This is a genomic window from Caballeronia mineralivorans PML1(12) (assembly GCF_001028175.1).
GTDB lineage: Bacteria > Pseudomonadota > Gammaproteobacteria > Burkholderiales > Burkholderiaceae > Caballeronia > Caballeronia mineralivorans.
The window spans coordinates 1-16,414 of record NZ_AEJF01000113.1 but is presented as its reverse complement, the minus strand read 5'-3'; the positions used below and the strand labels follow the sequence as shown (position 1 = coordinate 16,414).

Below are 16,414 nucleotides of genomic sequence, written 5' to 3'. Positions count from 1 at the left end.
TGCGGTGCCGTTTCAGGTCAGTCTCCGCGCAGGCATTGCCGCTTGCATTCTGAGAGCTGCGTTGTCCCAGTTGATGACGCTGAAAAGCTGACTGACGTATTCGTTACGCCGGTTCTGATACTTCAAGTAATACGCATGTTCGAAAACGTCGAGGATCAGGATGGGCTGGATGCCCCAGGCTGTGAGCTTCTGATGGTTCTCGCACTGAAGGATCATGAGTTTGCCCGTCGCCGGGTGGTATCCAACGATGCCCCAGCCAGACGCTTCCACCGCGATCGTTGCCGCGACCAGTTGGGCCTTGAACTTCGCGTACGAACCGAAATTCTTGTCGATCGCCTTGGCCAGCTCGTCCTTCGGCTCGCCACCTTTGCCCGATACGCTGGTCCAGTAAATGGTGTGCAAGATATGGCTGGATAGCTGGAACGCGAGTTCTTTCTCGTAGAATTTCACCAGCGCGAAGTCGTTGGATTCTCGCGCCTTCGCCAGGCTGTCCTCGGCCTTGTTGGCGGCCACTACTGCAGGCTTATGGTGAAAGTTGTAGTGCAGCTCGACCGTGCGCGCGTCGATCACCGGTTCAAGCGCGTCATAGGTAAATGGCAACGGACCAGCCGCATATTTGCCGTCCGCGTCTGTCAGCTTGTCGCTGTAGCCAAGGTCGTCTGCGGCATGGACGGTTTGTGCTTGGGCCAGCATGATTCCGGCGCCAACAGCAGCGGTGTTGTGCAGGAAGGTACGACGTGTTGCCATGGTTACTTTCCTCGTAGATTGCGCGCACGCGCACACTGTTAGATGGCGTGCGCATGGATGAGCGGATGCACAACAAGACCAAACAGGGCCGCCGCCACAACGATGACGGGCTCCTGCAATTTCTTGAAACGCCAGAGAAGTAGCACTGTCGCGATTGCCAACGCGACAGTGGGCATGTCAATGAGCGATCGCTTTGCAATGACGAGTACGGAACCCGTGATGGCACCGACCGCGGCCGCAGTAATTCCGTCGACGAACGCCTTGACGGCGGGCAACTTGCCGTATTTCTTGAAGTACGGCGCTGGCAGCACCGTGAAGAGATAACAGGGCAGGAAGGTCCCGAGTGCAGCGACGCATGCGCCCCCGAAACCCGCTACCAGATAACCGATGAACCCGACCGTGATCACGACCGGTCCGGGCGTGATCATCGCGACGGCCACTGCGTCAACGAACTGCTTGTCGTCGAGCCAGTGGTGTTCGGTCACGACGCCCCCATAGAGGAACGGCACGATCGCGAGTCCCGAGCCGAACACGAATGCGCCCGCCTTGGCGAAGAAAAGTCCAATCTGGCCGAGCAGTGGAAGATCAAGACCACTCAGGACGCCGCTGATACTCGGCACCTGAGTCACGGCGAGCGCATTCAATCCGCCCTTGCTGAGCCATTTCGGCGGAGCACGCCAGAACCAGTTGAGCAGGCCACCCGCGATAAACAGCCACGCGATTTCGGATTCGGTGACAACGGTCACGACCGCGAGCGTCAGGTAGATCGCCCATAGGAGTTTGATTTTGCCGATGCTCTTTGCGGTCAACTTGTACGCGCTCATCGCGATGATGCCGACCACCGCCGCACCCACGCCGTAGAAGACCGCCTGCATCCAGGAGAGGCCGCCGAAATGGGCGTAGGCCCAGCCCAGCGCCACCACCATCAGGAACGAAGGCAGGACGAAGGCGATGCCGGCCACCGTCGCACCGAGCACGCGGTAATGTACGTAGCCGAGGTAAATGCCGAGCTGTGCGGCGAGCGGACCCGGCATCATTTGAGCCAGTGCCAGCCCCTCCTTGTAGTCCTCTTCGCTGATCCAGCCCCGGCGCTCGACCAGGTCGCGGTGCATGTAGCCGACCAGCGCCACCGGGCCTCCAAAACCGAAGGTGCCGAGGCGAAGCATGTAAAGGACCAACTGGCCAAGCGTATAGCCCGGCGCGGTCGCTGTGATGGTGTTCATGAGCGGCCCCCTGTGTTGCTGTTTTTTGCACTCGATGCAAAGTGCGCGTAGATCGAGTCGAGCACACGACTCATTTCGTCGAGCAGTTGGTCATCATCTGACGCGCGTTGTCGCGCGCCGGCCATCACCGCTTCGAAGCCGATCGCTTCGGGCACCGGCGCGCCGCCGACATCGAGCGCGTGCACCATCTCGCCGAGTCGCAGCAGTGCTGCGTCTTCGTCGAGTCCGAAGCTCGCGAGCAACACCTCGAACGTCACGCGTTCGCCCACGTGCGTAAAGGCGGCACCGTCAAAGTCGAAGCCGAGCGCGTCCGGCGGACAGGCATCCGGAGAAGTCAGCCAAAGAAAGCGTGCTTTCGGGTCGATGAAGCGATGGATCAGCCAGGCGCTCGCGACGCGATCGACCCAGAGACGTCGCCGGGTCGCCCACGTCCGGGCCTGATAGTCTTCGCGCCGCAGGGGCCGGATAGCTCGCTCGGCCGCATGCGGCTCGCCTGGCGAAAGGACCGTATCCGCGAGCGCCATGAAGTCTTCCCAAGCGATTTCGGCGTCGGTCGAGGCGGCACCCGGAAAGTAGTCGATTGTCCGGATTGCGTCGTAGTCCTTGCGCAAGCGCCGCAGCAGCCGGGTGACCTCCGCCGGCGGTAAACCGCCCAAGGTTTTCCGGGCAGCGCCGAGCGACTCAACGAACGCCACGTAGTCGTCGTGTCGATCGAACAAAGCGCGAAAGTCCTCCTCCTGTGACGCATTCAGACTTTGTGCCCGCAGCAGATGCGCGGTGCCGCCGGCTTCGTCGATGCCATTGGCGAGTTCGCGCATCTCGTCCTCGCGTTCGGTGGTGTGGGGCAGCAGGTAGATGCCGTCGCGTAGGACGACGCATCCCTTTGCCTTTAGCGCCCGCCAGACCCGCATGCGCGCGGTGGCGTTCTCCGTGGGAAACGTCAGGACGAGGACAGACCAGGTAGTTAGAGTATCCATGTAAAGTAAGCTACACGCATGTAGCTTACTTTACAAGAATCCCTTGACCTTTCTCTGACGTGGCGGCCGGACATATCTCCCGTCGCAGGAGCGGCTTTGAATCGACGCATTGCTTAATCCGTTCGCGTCAACCTTCTCCGACCACCCTCACGCCACCGGGGTCAGTGAAACGTGGTGCGTCAAAGAACGTAGGACCCAAGCCGGTCAGGGCGTGACGCGCAAGGACGTATGCAGGCCCATCGAGTAGTGGCCTGGCTGGTTGCAGATTAGTACGTAGCGGCCGGGTGCCAACTTGAGCGTCAAGCGCTTGTTCTTGCCGGGGTCGATGTTCTCCACCTCTCCCATTTTTTTGAACCGGCTCTCCGACACCTGACCATTTTTAACTGGCAGCTTATCTTCGGCCAAGTCCGTTTTAAGAACGACGAACTCATGTGTCAGACCAGTGTCCGGTGCGTTGCTTACCTCGAACGTTACAGTGCCCGCTTTGACGTGGTTAGCATCAAGCTGGATCGCGTTCGTGAGCACCTTGGCTTTTATCATCTCCTCTGCGTAACCAGGGTCGCAAACAAGGCCGAGCGCAGCCACACCAAGGAAGACTGCAGTGCGTGGGTTTGAGAACATGATGTTTTCCTCTACGAATATCGCGAGTATCCGCGTGTGGCTGATCGCTCTGCGTGCGATGCGGGGAGCGGCGTGCAGTCGATCGACATCAAGATGCGTCTGTAGCTGATCTTTGCCCGTGGCTCACACCGCTGTCCGAGTCGTAGCCGCCGCGCACGGCGGCGGATTTCAAGCGCGAACGCTTGTCGAGCGTTGATCATTCAGCTCACCTCCTCGTTACCGTAACGAAACGTCCAGCACAGCCAATTTATTCCAGTGTCTCAGGACTATCTTTGTATCGACCGCTATCCGATCGCTGTGTCCGTTCGCAAAAGGTCTCGCGGGCTCTTTTTGTGGTTCGGTGCACGCGGGACAAGCCTGAAGTCCAATCGATGAACAAAAGTTCGGGCCTCGACCTTAACGTCGCGCCTTCGCGGCGAAAACGAAGTCGGTTTCCCCAAGCCAACCGCTGACCGTTCCGAACGGAATATCGTGGCTCCGTCGGACGTTTACTATGCGCAGTCCCGCAATGCGTCGAGTATTCTCCGCGGCACGGATTGGTTGCTGACTAAGGAAACCTACGATACTGAGCACGTCGATCTTATTGCCTGCGTGCGCAAGCCTCAATAAACCGGCGACACACACGGTGATCGCTTCGAGAGCATATGACAAATGGCGAAGCCAGTAATCGGGCAACGCGGGCTGGTCGCGCTCACAGGAGATCACAATGAAAGCAACTAGACTGTTATTAGTAGTCATAATATTTTTTTTGATAGCCTTAACGAGATACCCATCAGACGGGGGCTCGCATGGCAGTGACGCGACGTCGAACAGTGGGAGCAGCGGTAGCGGCGGACCGGAAAGTCGACAGTCAATTCAAAGATGACAGCGGCCCGCGACGGTAGCGGAATGTAACATGTCTGCACGGGCCATCGGCAACTCGCCGTACCTCAGAGCGGTCCGCATTGGCATTGGGAACGATGTTCCTGCGTGACATCCAACCCCTGGCAATTGCAATTAACCGCCATACACTTCTAGTTGCAGTCTGACTCCATTTTCTAGGGTGGATCGGAAGGAGGTGCGATGAACCAAGTGACCTTGAGCAGGCGCGGTACATTAACCGCCCTCGTCGGAGACATCCGTTGTACCCGCGTGATCTTGAGCGTCATTGTTCTGGCGATAAGCTCGGGCGTACACGCGCGGGCGATCCAGGTTGTATCAGGTACCTATGGCCAGAACTGTGGAGCACCATGGGGAAATGCGACCCTTGACCTTGCCACTCAGTGCGATGGTCGGGGAACCTGCAGTTACGTGCTGAACAGGACGCTCACAGTAGATCCGGCTAAGAATTGCCCGAAGGACTTTCTTGCCGAATGGCGGTGCAGCGACACCGAGTTCCACACCGCAGCGCTCAGTCCTGAAGCGGGGGCAGGCAGTACACTCGTACTGAGTTGCATCGAAGGGACCGGCGCGGGCAGATAGCCACGCTGCGCAAGTGGCCACGTATGAGACGACAGTCGACTTCAATCTCGACCCGGGATTTCATTCATCTGTTCGACAGTTGTGACCGACGCCGCTCTGAGTTCGGTCGCTGTTGATCGGATGTGTCAAGCGAGTAGGGCGCTTGATGTCTGCCATTGCAGCGCTACCTGCCTAACAGGTTGGGTCAAACTCTTTTGTCGGAAGTTACCGGCCCGGATCAGCCTGAGCTGCGTTCGTGTCGTCGAGCAAAGCGGGCAGCGCGCATGTCGTATGCTCGATTCATTTTGCAGCGAATGCTGTCTTGCGTGGGATCGGGTTTCAGCGCCCGGAGTCGTCGAATGGAAGCCTCCAAACGGTGATGTTCGGCACATTGTCATCGACCGCGGCAAAGCGCACGAAGTCGCTCCGCGTCTGCGAAAACGCAAGTCCAAATGCGCCACCCTGCACTGGATCCACAGAAAGTTGGGCAACGAAGCGACCTTGCGGTGTGAATTCGACGATCTCGCTCGGCTGCTTCGAATCGGCGTTGATCGCGTCGCCGTTGGCCGTGAACAGATCGCCGTTCGGTCCGAGCGCCAGTCCCAGCGGGCCATGCAGATGCGTGTTGTCCGCGTAGATCAGGACACCTTTGCCTCCATCGTGTTTCGTGCTCCCGGCATCGAATAGGGCGAAGACGGCATTGTCGACGGTAGAAGCGACATAGAGCACGTCTCGTTGCGGATCGTATGCCAGTCCGGTCGGACCGACGACGAGAGCCGCCGCGTCGGCGCGAAACGGGTAGCCGGACGCGATCTGCGTTGCGGCTTTGATCTGCACGCCGTCCTCGCTGACCGCAACGTCGAGTCGCACGACTGTCCCGTTGAGCACGTTCGATACGAACACCTTCGCCTGGTTGCCCTGGTCGAAGATGGTGAGGTCCCACGGGCCATCGATCTTGGCCATCGCAGGTGTCCACTGCGCGACGATGTCGCCGGTCCGGTTCAGGACGAGCAGCGAACCTGCCTTGATCGTCGTGAAAGTGCCGTCGCTGGTCGGCACATTGCCGACCAGCACAAAGCCAGCCTTGAGCACGCCTAGCGCCGTACTCAGGCCAAGGCCGGCATCTCCTTGAAAGAATACAACCGGCTTGCTGTTGGCGACGATCTTGACAATGGTACTGCCGGTGCCTTGCAGGTTAGCTTGATTGTTGAAGTTGGATACCAGCAGGTCGCCGGGACCAATCGTTCCGAAGCGCGGAAAGCCCTCAGGGACGAATGCGACACCGTAAGGGTTGGAATCGCCATTGGGCGGGACCGTCGACGACGTCACCGAAGACGGTGGCAAGAGCGGCGTGAGGTCGCCGCCCGCGCTAGCGGCTTCAGGCAGCACCAGCGCAAAGCCCGCACCGCATAGTATAGACAGCAGCAGGCGTTTGAACACGCTGCGCGTGCGACGCGATGTGCCATATTGAAGCCTGAATGGCATGCAGCCGATGTTTTCCCTTTCTACTACATATGCGATGGATTTCATGACAGGGACTCCAAATGGACCGCAGGATAAGCACGTTTCCGCTCAATGCACACGCGGAGGCGCCGTCCGATGCAATCGAACAGTCAACTGGCGAACCAGGCGCTGGAAGGGCGTGCATGGTAAACGATTGAGAAGAGGAAATATTCCAGGACGGCGACCGAAATTGGAGCGGGCGTACACGTTCGTTGAGCTCAGTGTCAGACAAGATGCAACGCGTGAATAAGCCGCTGTTTGAGATGGTATCCGGTTGACGACGTCGCGGACGCGAGTCTCTCCACATCGCGCCTTAGCCCTTGGTTCCGCGCACGGTTCACCGCTTTGTTCTATCGGGGTAGTGGGTAAAACCGGTCGCTGCCCGCCGCGCGGTACGGTGATCGTCGCAGCCTACTCGGTATGCGACGCATCTCGCGCACGCCCCGACATGTTGATGCCGTCGACCAACATCGAATTCCAGAGCCACGGTGCCTTCGACGCGCCGTCGGAACTGAAGCGTTTCACAGCCGTGCGCAGCGCGGCACATGTACCTTTTACATGTTAGTTTGAGCACACTTAGGTTTTGTCGACGCGGTGGTCGGTGGTGGGCGGACAAGGGCGCTCGGGATGCTCGACGGGACTGTCTACATCGTCGGCAATTGATCTTTATTTCGCAGACGATATCGCACCCATGTTGAGAATAAAAGTATTCATCGCGGTTCTATGCGCAGTTTTGTTCGCAGGCAGCGCAGCTTAGGAACAACCACAGAGGCCACCAAGACCGGTAATGATGGTCCATTTCGATTTCTACCCTAAGGACCGGGCGCGAATTGGCGTTCTGGAACATCGGCTAGAAAGCGCAATTAAGCGCGCGGGTGTCGGCGAACTTGGTGAAACGGAATATCACATCGATGGCAATGATGGCTATTTGTATATGTACGGCTCCGATCCCGATCGGATGTATGTGGCGGTGAGTCCAATCCTGAAATCGTCCAAACTGATGAACGGCGCCGAAGTCACGAAGCACTACGGATCCCGCACGGAAACGACCGTGATACACCAAGACGGCATCCGATAGCGACCCGATTTTCGAACTCGCACACATCGCTGAGCGGGAAGCGGACGCAGAACAGTGTTCCCGTTGTCCATCTAGCTGTCGGCGTCTCCGCCCTGACGCGCCTCGATGAGACGTGCGAACCATTCCGGGAGAGGGGAGGTTGATGACTCGCGGTCTCCAAAGTGAGGCTTCGACGGCCTCTGTTCGCTTCGAACGCCTCGGCTTTCATTTTCGGCTTGTGCTGATGTGCTCACCAAGACCCGGCATAATTAGATCTCTCGCTGCACCGCGCCTACTAAGGGCGCACCGTGCCAAGCGATATAAACAAATAGGCCTGACGGGTTGGAGCAGAATTTTGCCGAATTCGAATGTGTCCGCGGCTGGCTGCTATTGGCCGCACTGGCAAGTTCTACGATCCGCGTTGGCAGCCCCAGACACAATCGTCAGGAGCCGCTCCCAGTCACACCGCAGCAAGTCGCTGCCAGACTAGCGATAGTTAATAAAGTTGATGATGTCATTGAGGAACCACGGCAGAACCAATTGCGTATCGGGATAGCTGACACCGACGCTGAGCCTCGGTGGCGTTGACGTGGAGTCACCGGGCATCGCACCGTTAGTAGTGTGCAGAATGTAGGTATCCGTGTCGGCCGGACTTGGCCGGGCGGTCTGATTATTCGCGGGCGACCATGTCGAGGAGCAGCCGGCGGTGAGCACGACGAAGGCCGCTGCGAAGCAAAAGGGCTTCATGATGGCGTGAACTCGAGCAGTGTTACTTTGACAATGTGGCCGATGACGAGTTCGTCCCGGTACGTGGCCGGACTCTGCCGAACGCAGGAGGCGCAGTCCGACTCGTTCCTGACATTGCGAGTTGACGATCGAACGGCAGCTTTCGAGTGCACCGCTGCCGTCTTGACCAAGCATCTATTTCGACAGTGACAGAAGATAGTCGGCTCTCCCTGCGTCATCTGTCCACGCGTCTGTCACTGCCTTGTCGGTCCACTCTTCGCGCTGAGTGTCACGGTTCATTAACGTCCTGACGCCTGACCTGTCTTCGATCCAAGGCGTGGTTTCCAACTGAATTCGAGTGACAAACCAATCGATGAAAAGGTCCGGCATTCCTTGTATTCGATGCAGACGCTCTTTGTAAAAGAATGGGTCAATACCGAGCCATATTTCCCCCTGCACCCACTGCCCAATCTTTGAAAACCTCGGTGGTCGGGATTCGCAAAAGACCTTTACCCCGAAGTCAATCACCCAGACTTCAGGAGTCGAGAATATTATTTTCGCCACAACGTCGTACAAGGAAGTTCCCTTGTGCTGGCACCGCATTGCACGCTCGTCAGAAGGAGTCAATGTTAAACCATTGAACTCAAGTGCAAGTTTGTACGGCTCACTGCATCTGAATTCGTCGTAGTTCCCATCCTGAATAATCCACGCATTGAGTCCAACAATTAGCTCATTCATTTCAAGGTAGCGATAAACCGGATTCGGTCATTGTATCTGTGTAGAACTAACAACGATGCTCAACTCCGGCCGTTTTCAGTCCGCCAGCAGACGTTCATTGTTCGCCGACCTATGGCAGCACCGTGCGAGAAGACGGTTTAATATCCAGCAGGACGGCTTTCGATACCTGTACCGCACAGCACTTGTCTGCAGCTACAGCCGGCGCGTGCGGCACAGAAAGGCTCCTCTATCATGCAGCCGCAGCGAACGGCTGGCGAGCCGCATATGCCCGAGCCGAAACCGGAACCATCGCCAGATGGGCCGGAACTGTAGTGGCCGGAGAAGCGGCAAGTGGCGACGGCTCGTTTCCGAGCGCTTCTCCGTATCGTTTCCGCTCTCAGGTCGCGACAGAAACGCACATCAAAGGCTGGCTCTGGCTGACCGCACTCCCATTCGGGGGCTCAAGTCGCACGAGGAAATCGAAATCGCGTTCCACGAGCCTCGCGAACTGTTCCTGTACAGCTCCGAGCTTGATAAGACACTGGACGTGCCAGTTCATTCCGACGACGAGCCAAGTCGTCAGGCCGTTCCATTCGCTCAGCAGAATTGTGCCGGCGGTGCTATTTTCTTCAGCAAACTTTTCGATCCGCCGTTCGATGAGACGGGCGTCGTCCCGAAGCATCGTGCCTGAAACATGCAGGGATACGGTATGCGCGATTTGGTCGTGTGCGAGATACACCCCGGCAAAGCCATTCAGGTGCCGCCTGACCCGTTCGAGCTGTTCCGTTTCCAGGTCGTCATTCACGGGCAGTGAACCCGAAATGACGTACGTTCCTGTGTCCATTGCAAACCTCCGTGTACGCTGGCAGGGGTGATATGCGTCATCGGCAAACAGGTTTTGTTGCCGACGGCAGTTCCGTTGTGCCGAACCGGGCGAGGATGGCGGCCTGGCGCGCCAGTAGCGCGTCCAGTTGCACGTGCAGATCGGCGAGTTCGTCGAGCAGATCGACGTGGGATGCAAGCCCGAGCGGGAAGAACGAGGGCTCGCCGTACCGCTGCCGGCTGAAGATCGCACCCGCAGCCCCCCATTTGCGTGAGAACTGTGCGATCGCATCTTCGACTGACTGCTGTTCATCTTCTGAAAGCGCTCCGCGTACGCGTATCACGAGTGAATGGGTAACGGCGTCAGTTGCAAAGTAGACGTCGACCGGATTGGCTAGGCTTTCAGTGAGCTGTCGTACGTGGGCGTGTCTGAAACTTGCCCGGACAGGCAGTGCACCACGGATTTCGTAGTTGGCGGACACGGATGTCTCTCCTCAGCGGGACGATGAAAGCAGGGGCGTGAGCGGACGTGTATCGCCCACGGCGCGATACCATTGGTACTCAGTCGCGTACATCCACAGATTAGTAAGCAAAAACGTCTATGTCAATAAAAATCACGCAACTGGATAACTTTCCGATTCGCCTGAAGCAGGAGAGGCGGCGTCTACGCATGAACCAGACGGAACTCGCCAATGCCGGTGGGGTTCAGAAGCAGGCGCAGTTTACTTACGAGAAGGGCTTGAGGTATCCGGACGCCAGCTACCTCGCAGGGATTGCGGAGGTCGGTGTCGATGTCCTGTATTTGTTGACCGGGCGCACGTCTGATCCTGCAACCCTTGCTCTTAATGGTGACGAGGAGCGACTCCTTGCTAGCTACCGTGAATTGAAGCTTCGGGAAAAGAGGGGAGTTCTGGCACTGGTGGGCGCAATCATCGGTACGCCGCCGGAGGGCGAGGTGGACGTCGAGGATGCGGCGGCGTCCGAGTAAATGTGATGTGCCCCGGCGGCGGTTTACCAGATTTACCAGATGCCTCGCGAGCCAATGCTCCTTCTCGAGCGCACCCTTGATTTTTGGGATGTCGAGGCATAAGGTCTTTTGTCATGAGCGCGATCCCTGGTGCGATCCCTTACCCCCTTGAATTGCAATTGCGCTGCTGCAACAGCAATGCAGGCGCATTGCCGGCACATGCTATCCGCGTGTGCCGCGAAGGATTTCGCCTGCATATGGACCGGGCAGCCCGCCGGTGTCGGTTTGCCCTCGCTGTTGCGCTGGGACCGTTTGTAGTGCTGGCCGTCCTCACGTTGTTATTCGGTTTCCAGTGTCATGCGATTCCCGCGCTGGAGTGCTTCATCGGTATGATCGGATGGATCGTGATTTTCTACGGTCTGTCAGGCCAGATGCAATGGGAGCGGATCAGGTCGGCGAGCGTGCTTCAGGCAGGCCGCATGAACGCATGGCTCGCGATGCTCAGCCTGTTCATGCTATCTGTCCGGCGCGTCGTTGAGCAGCACTTCCGCGTGCGGGTCAGCATGCTGGCGGCCATCCTGAGCCGTCTGAGGGCCTACCTGCGCATCCGCCTCGGGCTGATAGATCCCAATCTCACAGCATTCCGTCTCGTCCCACCAGAATCCGCGTACGCCTGAGCGTTGCGCGGATTTCCTCGCCTCTTGCCGCGCTCGCGGCGTGTTTCCCATTGTTGACCTTGAAGAGGCTGCCTGTTTTCAGGAGGCAGTCCGATGGCCAGGAAAACTTCTGTCCCGTGGCCGGCCGTGCCGCTCGCGCCCGGATACCTGCTGCGTTTCGCTGATCTGCGCCCCCATGTTCGTCTGTCCCGGCAAACCGTCCTGACACTGGAGCAGGCCGGGCGTTTCCCGCGCGCAGTGCGGTTCGGACCGCGCTGCACCCTTTGGCGTTCGGCCGACGTGATCGAGTGGCTGAACGACCCGGAGCATTACCGCGCGCCGTGGCCAATGGAGAGCAGTCATGGACGATGAACGTGCCCTTACGTTGCGGCAGGTTGCCGAGCGATGCCAATTGTCCTACAACACGGTATTCACCATGGGTACGATTGACAAAGATTGCGGCACGTCCCGCCACATTTGTGCCGATGGCGTGCGGGCCGTGCCCCGCGCCTCGTTCCGGCTCGCGGCCATGCGGCTTTGAAGCGGCGTTCGCCGCGTAGCGTGAGCTCGTCCGAGGTCCAGCAGCCAGACCGATGACCCCATCTCTTGCCCGACTATGTCATCCTGATCGCCAGATCTTTCACCACCGAAGCGTACCTGCTATGCCTGTAGAGAGGGACGGAAGAGGCTTTGGCAATAGCCCCACTTGTACCTCGATCGAATAGAACGACCGCTTTTCGATTGGTGTAAAGGCGCGACATGTACTGGAAGCCGTCTACCGCATCCGGGTGCTCAAAGATGGCCCGTGACCATAGCATCGTGATGTCGTAGACAGGCGTGGAGATTTCTGCGTGCGCTCCAAGGCGACTCAAGGGGGCGCCCGTGAGGTCTGCGATCCGTACAGGTGCGCCCGAGAAACTGTGTGCGAAGGTGTTACACACCTTGTCCGGTGTGAGATCGTAACCACCGTTCACAGGCTCCAGATCGTGAAGGATGGACTCAGCTACGGCGGCTCCGAGGGTGAGGCCCATATAGCAGGTTCCGTAAATCTGCTCAGGGTCATCAAACCGGTGATTAGCCGCTCGCCCAAAATACGGCTCGCCTGTCTGGTGGCTGGAAATGCGTATGAGGCGCTTTGTTTCCACATTGATGACCTTCAGCGCGATATTGCGAACCTTATCGAGGTCTGGCGCTTTGAGAATTCGGGCCATTTTTACTCCGCAGCGAATGCGGTTGCGGCTTTCAAAACTGTGTCCACTCCGATCCGTTCACGATCGCCTGGTCCAAAGCCGGCGCGTGCTGCCGGCTTCTTTCCAGCCAGGATATCGAGGGGGGGGAGCCCCCCTAGCGACACCCTGGGGCTCGTGAGAAACAGCCACTTGTTCGCGCCCGACTGCCCATTGAGTGCCAGCACAATCTTGCGCAGTGCGCGTTTGTCGTACTTTTCGTCAGCAAAAAACGCCGGAAAATACGTCACCCCGTTCGGCCCGTCGAGGAAAAACAATGAACCGGTGCCAACCCGCTGATTGATCGCTTGACGGGAAACCTGAAGTCGCATTGCCAACTCGGAAGAGGTGAGGAGTTCACCTTTGTCAGCGAGATGTTTGCGGGTCGCATAAGCCTGCGCGATGATTGCGTTCCGCGTCTTATCGCTCTCATCGATCGAGGCACGCCTGGCCTCGGCATCGCGAGCAATGGTAGCGCTCCCGCTGGCGATGGGCCCCTTCTTTGCCTTTCGGGAATGGGCTGCGATGACGACAGATGGACGTTTCGTTCTTGGATTAACGAACACCTTGTCACTCGGTGCACTGACCTCCTCGATAGCGGTGGTCAGGCCGGTGAGGAACGACTTCAAGATGTGCTCGCGCTCGGTCACCGGGAGGAATTCGACGCCGCTCACGAACGCGCGTGCGACTACCTTGTCGATGGGGGCACGAGCCGTCGCGCCAGCGCGCTCCATTTCCCTCGCCGCACTCGCGAGTACCTTCACAGAACGGGCTTTTTCTTTCTGTGCAGTCGTCATGGCCATCTCCTAAAAGATCAAGAATAGGAAAGGTTGTCAAGTTTGTCAAGGTTGGAAAGGATGTCAAGATTCTGCCTCGGCGCTGGATGTCAAGGGCTACCGGCTACCGGCTACCGCTACGCTGCGCGTGGTCGTTCGATTGTTTGGATCTGGCAGGTTGCCACTCTGAACCGAAATCGCAATTCCTGTTCGGAGATGACCCAACCCGGTCAAATATTGACTGATAGTCAAAAAATTGGTTCATGCGTCGGAAATCTGGTATATTTCGTCTTGGAGGGGCGATTCGCCCCCCGGTGCTCTTTAACAGGTCGACTTCATCGCTCCCCCAAGTAGTAGCGTGGGAGTACCGCTTCGTTTGTTTGGACGAAGTACCCGCGTAGCGGGCAATTCCCACGTCACCGCCCGAGCTTGCCTCATCGTTGCGCTGCATCCCCGAGACCGAGGAAGCGGGGCATCGTCCTGGCCCGTGCGCGTCGATGGCGTGGTCATTACAGCAGGCTGGTCAGCACCGAGTCCGGATGCCGAGCATCGCATCGACGCCTCGTGCTGCGATGTATGCGTTGTGCGGTTCGCAATGCAATTGAAGGAAGCTGTTTTGTTGGGATGTGGTTTGTGGTGTCTAACTCTTTCTCCGTTCGGTTATTTGCTTGTGGAAGCTGGGCATGTGCCCGTTTTCGGAGAAGACTCCAATGAAGTACGACCAATTGAAATCCTGCATCGACGCGCTCAAGGCGCTTCATCAGAACAAGCACCAAGAGTTAGGCACCCGTGTCAGTGAAGAGTTGAAGGCCGTCGTTCAGGAACTAGAAGACTGCCTGCAAGAAAGGACGGACGAAGTCGAGGTACCACATCGCGTCAGCCAGCGGGCACTACTAGTACTTGCGCAAGGGCTCAGCATCGTGACCAATCTCGCTACTCTCGTTCATCTGCTCTTCAGCTCCCAGTGACACAGCAAACCCCTTTTCCAAGGAACATTGACATGAATCTCGGTCGCGCCATCGCACTCTGCCGGAAGCAGCGTGGATACAGCCAAGCGCAGCTTGCCGAAAAGGCGGACATTTCGATTTCGTATCTGTCGTTGCTCGAACAGAACAAGCGAAAGGACCCGACTCTCTCTGTCATCCAAAAAATCTCGGAAGCGTTGGCCATTCCGTCGGGCATACTGTTTTTTCTCGCGGCAGACCAGACGGAGCTTTCTGGCTTGCCTGTCGACCTGCAAGAAAAGCTCTCCTTCGCAGCACTACAACTGTTGAATGAGCAACCGCCCGAACAAGCCCTCATATAGCTTCGCGCCCATCAAGGACGTGGCAACGTTGGCGACGTCTCTTGGTATGAGCGAACGCCAACTGATTCGCGTAGCTGCGAACGCGGGGCACATGTATCGGCGAAAGGCTGTCCCGAAGAAAGATGGAACGGAACGGGTCACTTGGGACGCTCATACGCAGCTCAAAGATATCCAGGGCCGGCTCAACCAGCTCTTCTTCCACAAAGTGCGATTTCCGCTGTATCTGCAAGGAAGCATCCGGGACAAGGCATACCCGAGAGACTATGTCCGGAATGCAGAAATTCATGCAGGTGCTTGCATCGCCATCACGCTGGACATCGCTGATTTCTTCCCAAGCACTCAGGCGGATCTTGTCCGTGACGTGTGGGAAAATTTCTTCCGATTCGCGTCGCCAGTTGCCGAAATACTCACACAGCTAACGACCAAGAGTGGCTTCCTTCCACAAGGGGCGAGGACCAGCAGCTACCTGGCCAACCTGGTTTTTTGGCAACGAGAGCATAGTCTCGTTGAACGACTGCGAAAAAGTGGCTGGACGTACTCGCGTCTCGTCGACGACATAACTATCTCGAAAAACATCGATGCGCTGCCGAATGAGCTGACCACCATCAATCGCATCGCCATAGGTTTCCTCCAGGGATATGGGTATTCGGTTAAACGCTCGAAGCACAAGGTGTTTCGGCGCAGCCGCCCTGTGATGGTTAATAACCTTGTTGTGAATGTACGGCCGGCGTTGCCGAAGGCGGAGCGTCGTCGCGTACGTGCCCAGGCGCATCAAGCGCGACTGGGCCCCGCGTCACATACTCAGGGGGATATGCCATCCCTAGGCTTTGTCAACTTGTCGTGAGTGAGGCGTAAAGACGGAAGGGAGGCGCATCCCTCAGAAAGCGTAGGACGGATCTTGGGCGAGTTCAGTGAATTCGCGCCACGCAATGAATCTTTCCGCGAGCTGTTTGCGATAGAGTGAAGCGCGTAGGAGGTGCCGCTTGAGCGCGAAGAATTGTCGGATCGGCCCGAAGCTCGAGAGGAATTTTTGCGTGCGTTTCGGGTCGCGAAAGCCGCGCATGCGACGCTCGCGTTCGCGTGTTGGCTGATGACTGTTTTCAGCCCGATTGTTCAGCCGGGCCGCTGCTTTTACGAACACGTGCTTTACGCTCGCCAGCTCCGGGATTTCGGCTTTTGTCGCCGGATAGCTGCGCAACTGATCAGTGACGATCTTGCGCGGCACCGGGCTCGAGCGCAGTACTCGCTTGAAAAAACGTTTTGCAGCCGCCTTGTCGCGCCGCTTTTGCAGCAGAATGTCAAGTTCGGTGCCGTACTCATCGACCGCACGCCACAGCAGATAAGGTTCGCCGCGCAGTGTGACGAACATCTCGTCAAGGTGCCACGTGCTGCCTGGCTTGCGTCGCGCGGCTTTCACTCGGCGAGCCAAGCTCGCGCCGAACTTATCGCACCAGCATCGGATCGTCTCGTACGTCACGATCACGCCGCGCTCGAAGAGCAACTCTTCGATGTCGCGCAAGCTCAACTGGAAGCGAAAGTACCAGCGCACTGCGCAACTTATAACGCCCGCCGGAAAACGGTGACCGTGATACAGCGATTTGGATTTCTTCATCGCACCATCTTACGCGACCAATCCAACAACCTGACAAC

At 57.8% G+C, this 16,414-nt stretch carries 20 protein-coding genes; 8 read left to right on the top strand and 12 right to left on the bottom strand.

The features are described 5' to 3' along the window. Positions 1–12: 12 nt before the first annotated feature. From EOS_RS17615 to EOS_RS17585, 5 genes are all read right to left on the bottom strand, one after another. The gene (locus EOS_RS17615; protein WP_235442858.1) at positions 13–747 is read right to left on the bottom strand and encodes a superoxide dismutase; all 735 of its coding nucleotides are present in this window, start codon (positions 745–747) and stop codon (positions 13–15) included. 38 nt (positions 748–785) lie between these two features. Continuing rightward, on the bottom strand, positions 786–1,970 hold the full coding sequence (locus tag EOS_RS17610) for a chromate transporter (protein ID WP_047847953.1): 1,185 nt from the start codon (positions 1,968–1,970) through the stop codon (positions 786–788). Continuing rightward, entirely contained in the window at positions 1,967–2,947 is a 981-nt protein-coding gene (locus tag EOS_RS17605; protein ID WP_047847952.1) for a chromate resistance protein ChrB domain-containing protein, read from the bottom strand. Before EOS_RS17605 ends, EOS_RS17610 begins: the two co-directional genes overlap by 4 nt. A gap of 204 nt (positions 2,948–3,151) precedes the next feature. After that, the gene (locus EOS_RS17600; protein WP_047847951.1) at positions 3,152–3,568 is read right to left on the bottom strand and encodes a cupredoxin domain-containing protein; all 417 of its coding nucleotides are present in this window, start codon (positions 3,566–3,568) and stop codon (positions 3,152–3,154) included. 1,779 nt (positions 3,569–5,347) lie between these two features. Then, positions 5,348–6,538: an NHL repeat-containing protein gene (locus EOS_RS17585; RefSeq protein WP_047847948.1), complete on the bottom strand. Its 1,191-nt coding sequence runs from the start codon at positions 6,536–6,538 to the stop codon at positions 5,348–5,350. Positions 6,539–7,298: 760 nt separating this feature from the next. Here EOS_RS17585 and EOS_RS17580 point away from each other — a divergent pair. Then, the gene (locus tag EOS_RS17580; protein ID WP_047847947.1) at positions 7,299–7,589 is read left to right on the top strand and encodes a hypothetical protein; all 291 of its coding nucleotides are present in this window, start codon (positions 7,299–7,301) and stop codon (positions 7,587–7,589) included. Positions 7,590–8,054: 465 nt separating this feature from the next. On the opposite strand, the gene EOS_RS17575 is transcribed toward EOS_RS17580, so the two are convergent. The 4 genes from EOS_RS17575 to EOS_RS17560 form a co-directional block, all read right to left on the bottom strand. Beyond that, positions 8,055–8,315: a hypothetical protein gene (locus EOS_RS17575; RefSeq protein ID WP_047847946.1), complete on the bottom strand. Its 261-nt coding sequence runs from the start codon at positions 8,313–8,315 to the stop codon at positions 8,055–8,057. A gap of 174 nt (positions 8,316–8,489) precedes the next feature. Next, positions 8,490–9,032: a hypothetical protein gene (locus tag EOS_RS17570; protein WP_047847945.1), complete on the bottom strand. Its 543-nt coding sequence runs from the start codon at positions 9,030–9,032 to the stop codon at positions 8,490–8,492. 376 nt (positions 9,033–9,408) lie between these two features. After that, on the bottom strand, positions 9,409–9,855 hold the full coding sequence (locus EOS_RS17565; protein WP_047847944.1) for a hypothetical protein: 447 nt from the start codon (positions 9,853–9,855) through the stop codon (positions 9,409–9,411). 37 nt (positions 9,856–9,892) lie between these two features. Beyond that, the gene (locus EOS_RS17560) at positions 9,893–10,315 is read right to left on the bottom strand and encodes a hypothetical protein (RefSeq protein ID WP_047847943.1); all 423 of its coding nucleotides are present in this window, start codon (positions 10,313–10,315) and stop codon (positions 9,893–9,895) included. Between the two features lie 119 nt (positions 10,316–10,434). Here EOS_RS17560 and EOS_RS17555 point away from each other — a divergent pair, with 119 nt between their 5' ends. The 4 genes from EOS_RS17555 to EOS_RS17540 all read left to right on the top strand — a co-directional run bounded on the left by EOS_RS17555 (position 10,435) and on the right by EOS_RS17540 (position 11,997). Beyond that, complete coding sequence (locus EOS_RS17555) at positions 10,435–10,821, top strand: helix-turn-helix domain-containing protein (RefSeq protein WP_235442857.1); 387 nt, start codon at positions 10,435–10,437, stop codon at positions 10,819–10,821. 113 nt (positions 10,822–10,934) lie between these two features. Beyond that, entirely contained in the window at positions 10,935–11,477 is a 543-nt protein-coding gene (locus tag EOS_RS17550) for a hypothetical protein (RefSeq protein WP_047847942.1), read from the top strand. Between the two features lie 93 nt (positions 11,478–11,570). Continuing rightward, the gene (locus tag EOS_RS17545) at positions 11,571–11,828 is read left to right on the top strand and encodes a helix-turn-helix transcriptional regulator (protein ID WP_053063930.1); all 258 of its coding nucleotides are present in this window, start codon (positions 11,571–11,573) and stop codon (positions 11,826–11,828) included. Beyond that, on the top strand, positions 11,818–11,997 hold the full coding sequence (locus EOS_RS17540; protein ID WP_047847941.1) for a nuclear hormone receptor family protein: 180 nt from the start codon (positions 11,818–11,820) through the stop codon (positions 11,995–11,997). Before EOS_RS17545 ends, EOS_RS17540 begins: the two co-directional genes overlap by 11 nt. Before the next feature lie 73 nt (positions 11,998–12,070). On the opposite strand, the gene EOS_RS17535 is transcribed toward EOS_RS17540, so the two are convergent. Then, positions 12,071–12,667, bottom strand: a complete 597-nt coding sequence (locus tag EOS_RS17535; RefSeq protein WP_053063929.1) for an RES family NAD+ phosphorylase — start codon at positions 12,665–12,667, stop codon at positions 12,071–12,073. 2 nt (positions 12,668–12,669) lie between these two features. Then, positions 12,670–13,485 (bottom strand): hypothetical protein, encoded by an 816-nt coding sequence (locus EOS_RS17530; protein ID WP_152693134.1) that lies wholly within the window; start codon positions 13,483–13,485, stop codon positions 12,670–12,672. 683 nt (positions 13,486–14,168) lie between these two features. Between EOS_RS17530 and EOS_RS17525 the strand changes: the two genes are divergently transcribed. From EOS_RS17525 to EOS_RS17515, 3 genes are read left to right on the top strand one after another with little or no spacing between them, the layout of a single operon-like run. Beyond that, entirely contained in the window at positions 14,169–14,426 is a 258-nt protein-coding gene (locus tag EOS_RS17525; RefSeq protein WP_047847939.1) for a hypothetical protein, read from the top strand. A gap of 32 nt (positions 14,427–14,458) precedes the next feature. Next, a complete protein-coding gene (locus EOS_RS17520) occupies positions 14,459–14,764 on the top strand; it encodes a helix-turn-helix domain-containing protein (RefSeq protein WP_047847938.1) in 306 nt (101 codons plus the stop codon). After that, a complete protein-coding gene (locus EOS_RS17515; protein ID WP_082163402.1) occupies positions 14,733–15,608 on the top strand; it encodes a reverse transcriptase family protein in 876 nt (291 codons plus the stop codon). Before EOS_RS17520 ends, EOS_RS17515 begins: the two co-directional genes overlap by 32 nt. A 33-nt stretch (positions 15,609–15,641) precedes the next feature. On the opposite strand, the gene EOS_RS17510 is transcribed toward EOS_RS17515, so the two are convergent. Continuing rightward, entirely contained in the window at positions 15,642–16,376 is a 735-nt protein-coding gene (locus EOS_RS17510) for an IS6 family transposase (RefSeq protein WP_047847937.1), read from the bottom strand. Positions 16,377–16,414: the final 38 nt, after the last annotated feature.

What these genes read in the sequence shown, in the direction of transcription:
- EOS_RS17535 (WP_053063929.1), bottom strand. Translation starts at nt 12,667, where the DNA reads ATGGCCCGAATTCTCAAAGCGCCAGACCTCGATAAGGTTCGCAATATC.
- EOS_RS17605 (WP_047847952.1), bottom strand. Translation starts at nt 2,947, where the DNA reads ATGGATACTCTAACTACCTGGTCTGTCCTCGTCCTGACGTTTCCCACG.
- EOS_RS17565 (WP_047847944.1), bottom strand. Translation starts at nt 9,855, where the DNA reads ATGGACACAGGAACGTACGTCATTTCGGGTTCACTGCCCGTGAATGAC.
- EOS_RS17555 (WP_235442857.1), top strand. Translation starts at nt 10,435, where the DNA reads ATGTCAATAAAAATCACGCAACTGGATAACTTTCCGATTCGCCTGAAG.
- EOS_RS17580 (WP_047847947.1), top strand. Translation starts at nt 7,299, where the DNA reads ATGATGGTCCATTTCGATTTCTACCCTAAGGACCGGGCGCGAATTGGC.
- EOS_RS17530 (WP_152693134.1), bottom strand. Translation starts at nt 13,485, where the DNA reads ATGGCCATGACGACTGCACAGAAAGAAAAAGCCCGTTCTGTGAAGGTA.
- EOS_RS17585 (WP_047847948.1), bottom strand. Translation starts at nt 6,538, where the DNA reads ATGAAATCCATCGCATATGTAGTAGAAAGGGAAAACATCGGCTGCATG.
- EOS_RS17515 (WP_082163402.1), top strand. Translation starts at nt 14,733, where the DNA reads ATGAGCAACCGCCCGAACAAGCCCTCATATAGCTTCGCGCCCATCAAG.
- EOS_RS17545 (WP_053063930.1), top strand. Translation starts at nt 11,571, where the DNA reads ATGGCCAGGAAAACTTCTGTCCCGTGGCCGGCCGTGCCGCTCGCGCCC.
- EOS_RS17575 (WP_047847946.1), bottom strand. Translation starts at nt 8,315, where the DNA reads ATGAAGCCCTTTTGCTTCGCAGCGGCCTTCGTCGTGCTCACCGCCGGC.
- EOS_RS17550 (WP_047847942.1), top strand. Translation starts at nt 10,935, where the DNA reads ATGAGCGCGATCCCTGGTGCGATCCCTTACCCCCTTGAATTGCAATTG.
- EOS_RS17600 (WP_047847951.1), bottom strand. Translation starts at nt 3,568, where the DNA reads ATGTTCTCAAACCCACGCACTGCAGTCTTCCTTGGTGTGGCTGCGCTC.
- EOS_RS17610 (WP_047847953.1), bottom strand. Translation starts at nt 1,970, where the DNA reads ATGAACACCATCACAGCGACCGCGCCGGGCTATACGCTTGGCCAGTTG.
- EOS_RS17525 (WP_047847939.1), top strand. Translation starts at nt 14,169, where the DNA reads ATGAAGTACGACCAATTGAAATCCTGCATCGACGCGCTCAAGGCGCTT.
- EOS_RS17540 (WP_047847941.1), top strand. Translation starts at nt 11,818, where the DNA reads ATGGACGATGAACGTGCCCTTACGTTGCGGCAGGTTGCCGAGCGATGC.
- EOS_RS17520 (WP_047847938.1), top strand. Translation starts at nt 14,459, where the DNA reads ATGAATCTCGGTCGCGCCATCGCACTCTGCCGGAAGCAGCGTGGATAC.
- EOS_RS17570 (WP_047847945.1), bottom strand. Translation starts at nt 9,032, where the DNA reads ATGAATGAGCTAATTGTTGGACTCAATGCGTGGATTATTCAGGATGGG.
- EOS_RS17615 (WP_235442858.1), bottom strand. Translation starts at nt 747, where the DNA reads ATGGCAACACGTCGTACCTTCCTGCACAACACCGCTGCTGTTGGCGCC.
- EOS_RS17510 (WP_047847937.1), bottom strand. Translation starts at nt 16,376, where the DNA reads ATGAAGAAATCCAAATCGCTGTATCACGGTCACCGTTTTCCGGCGGGC.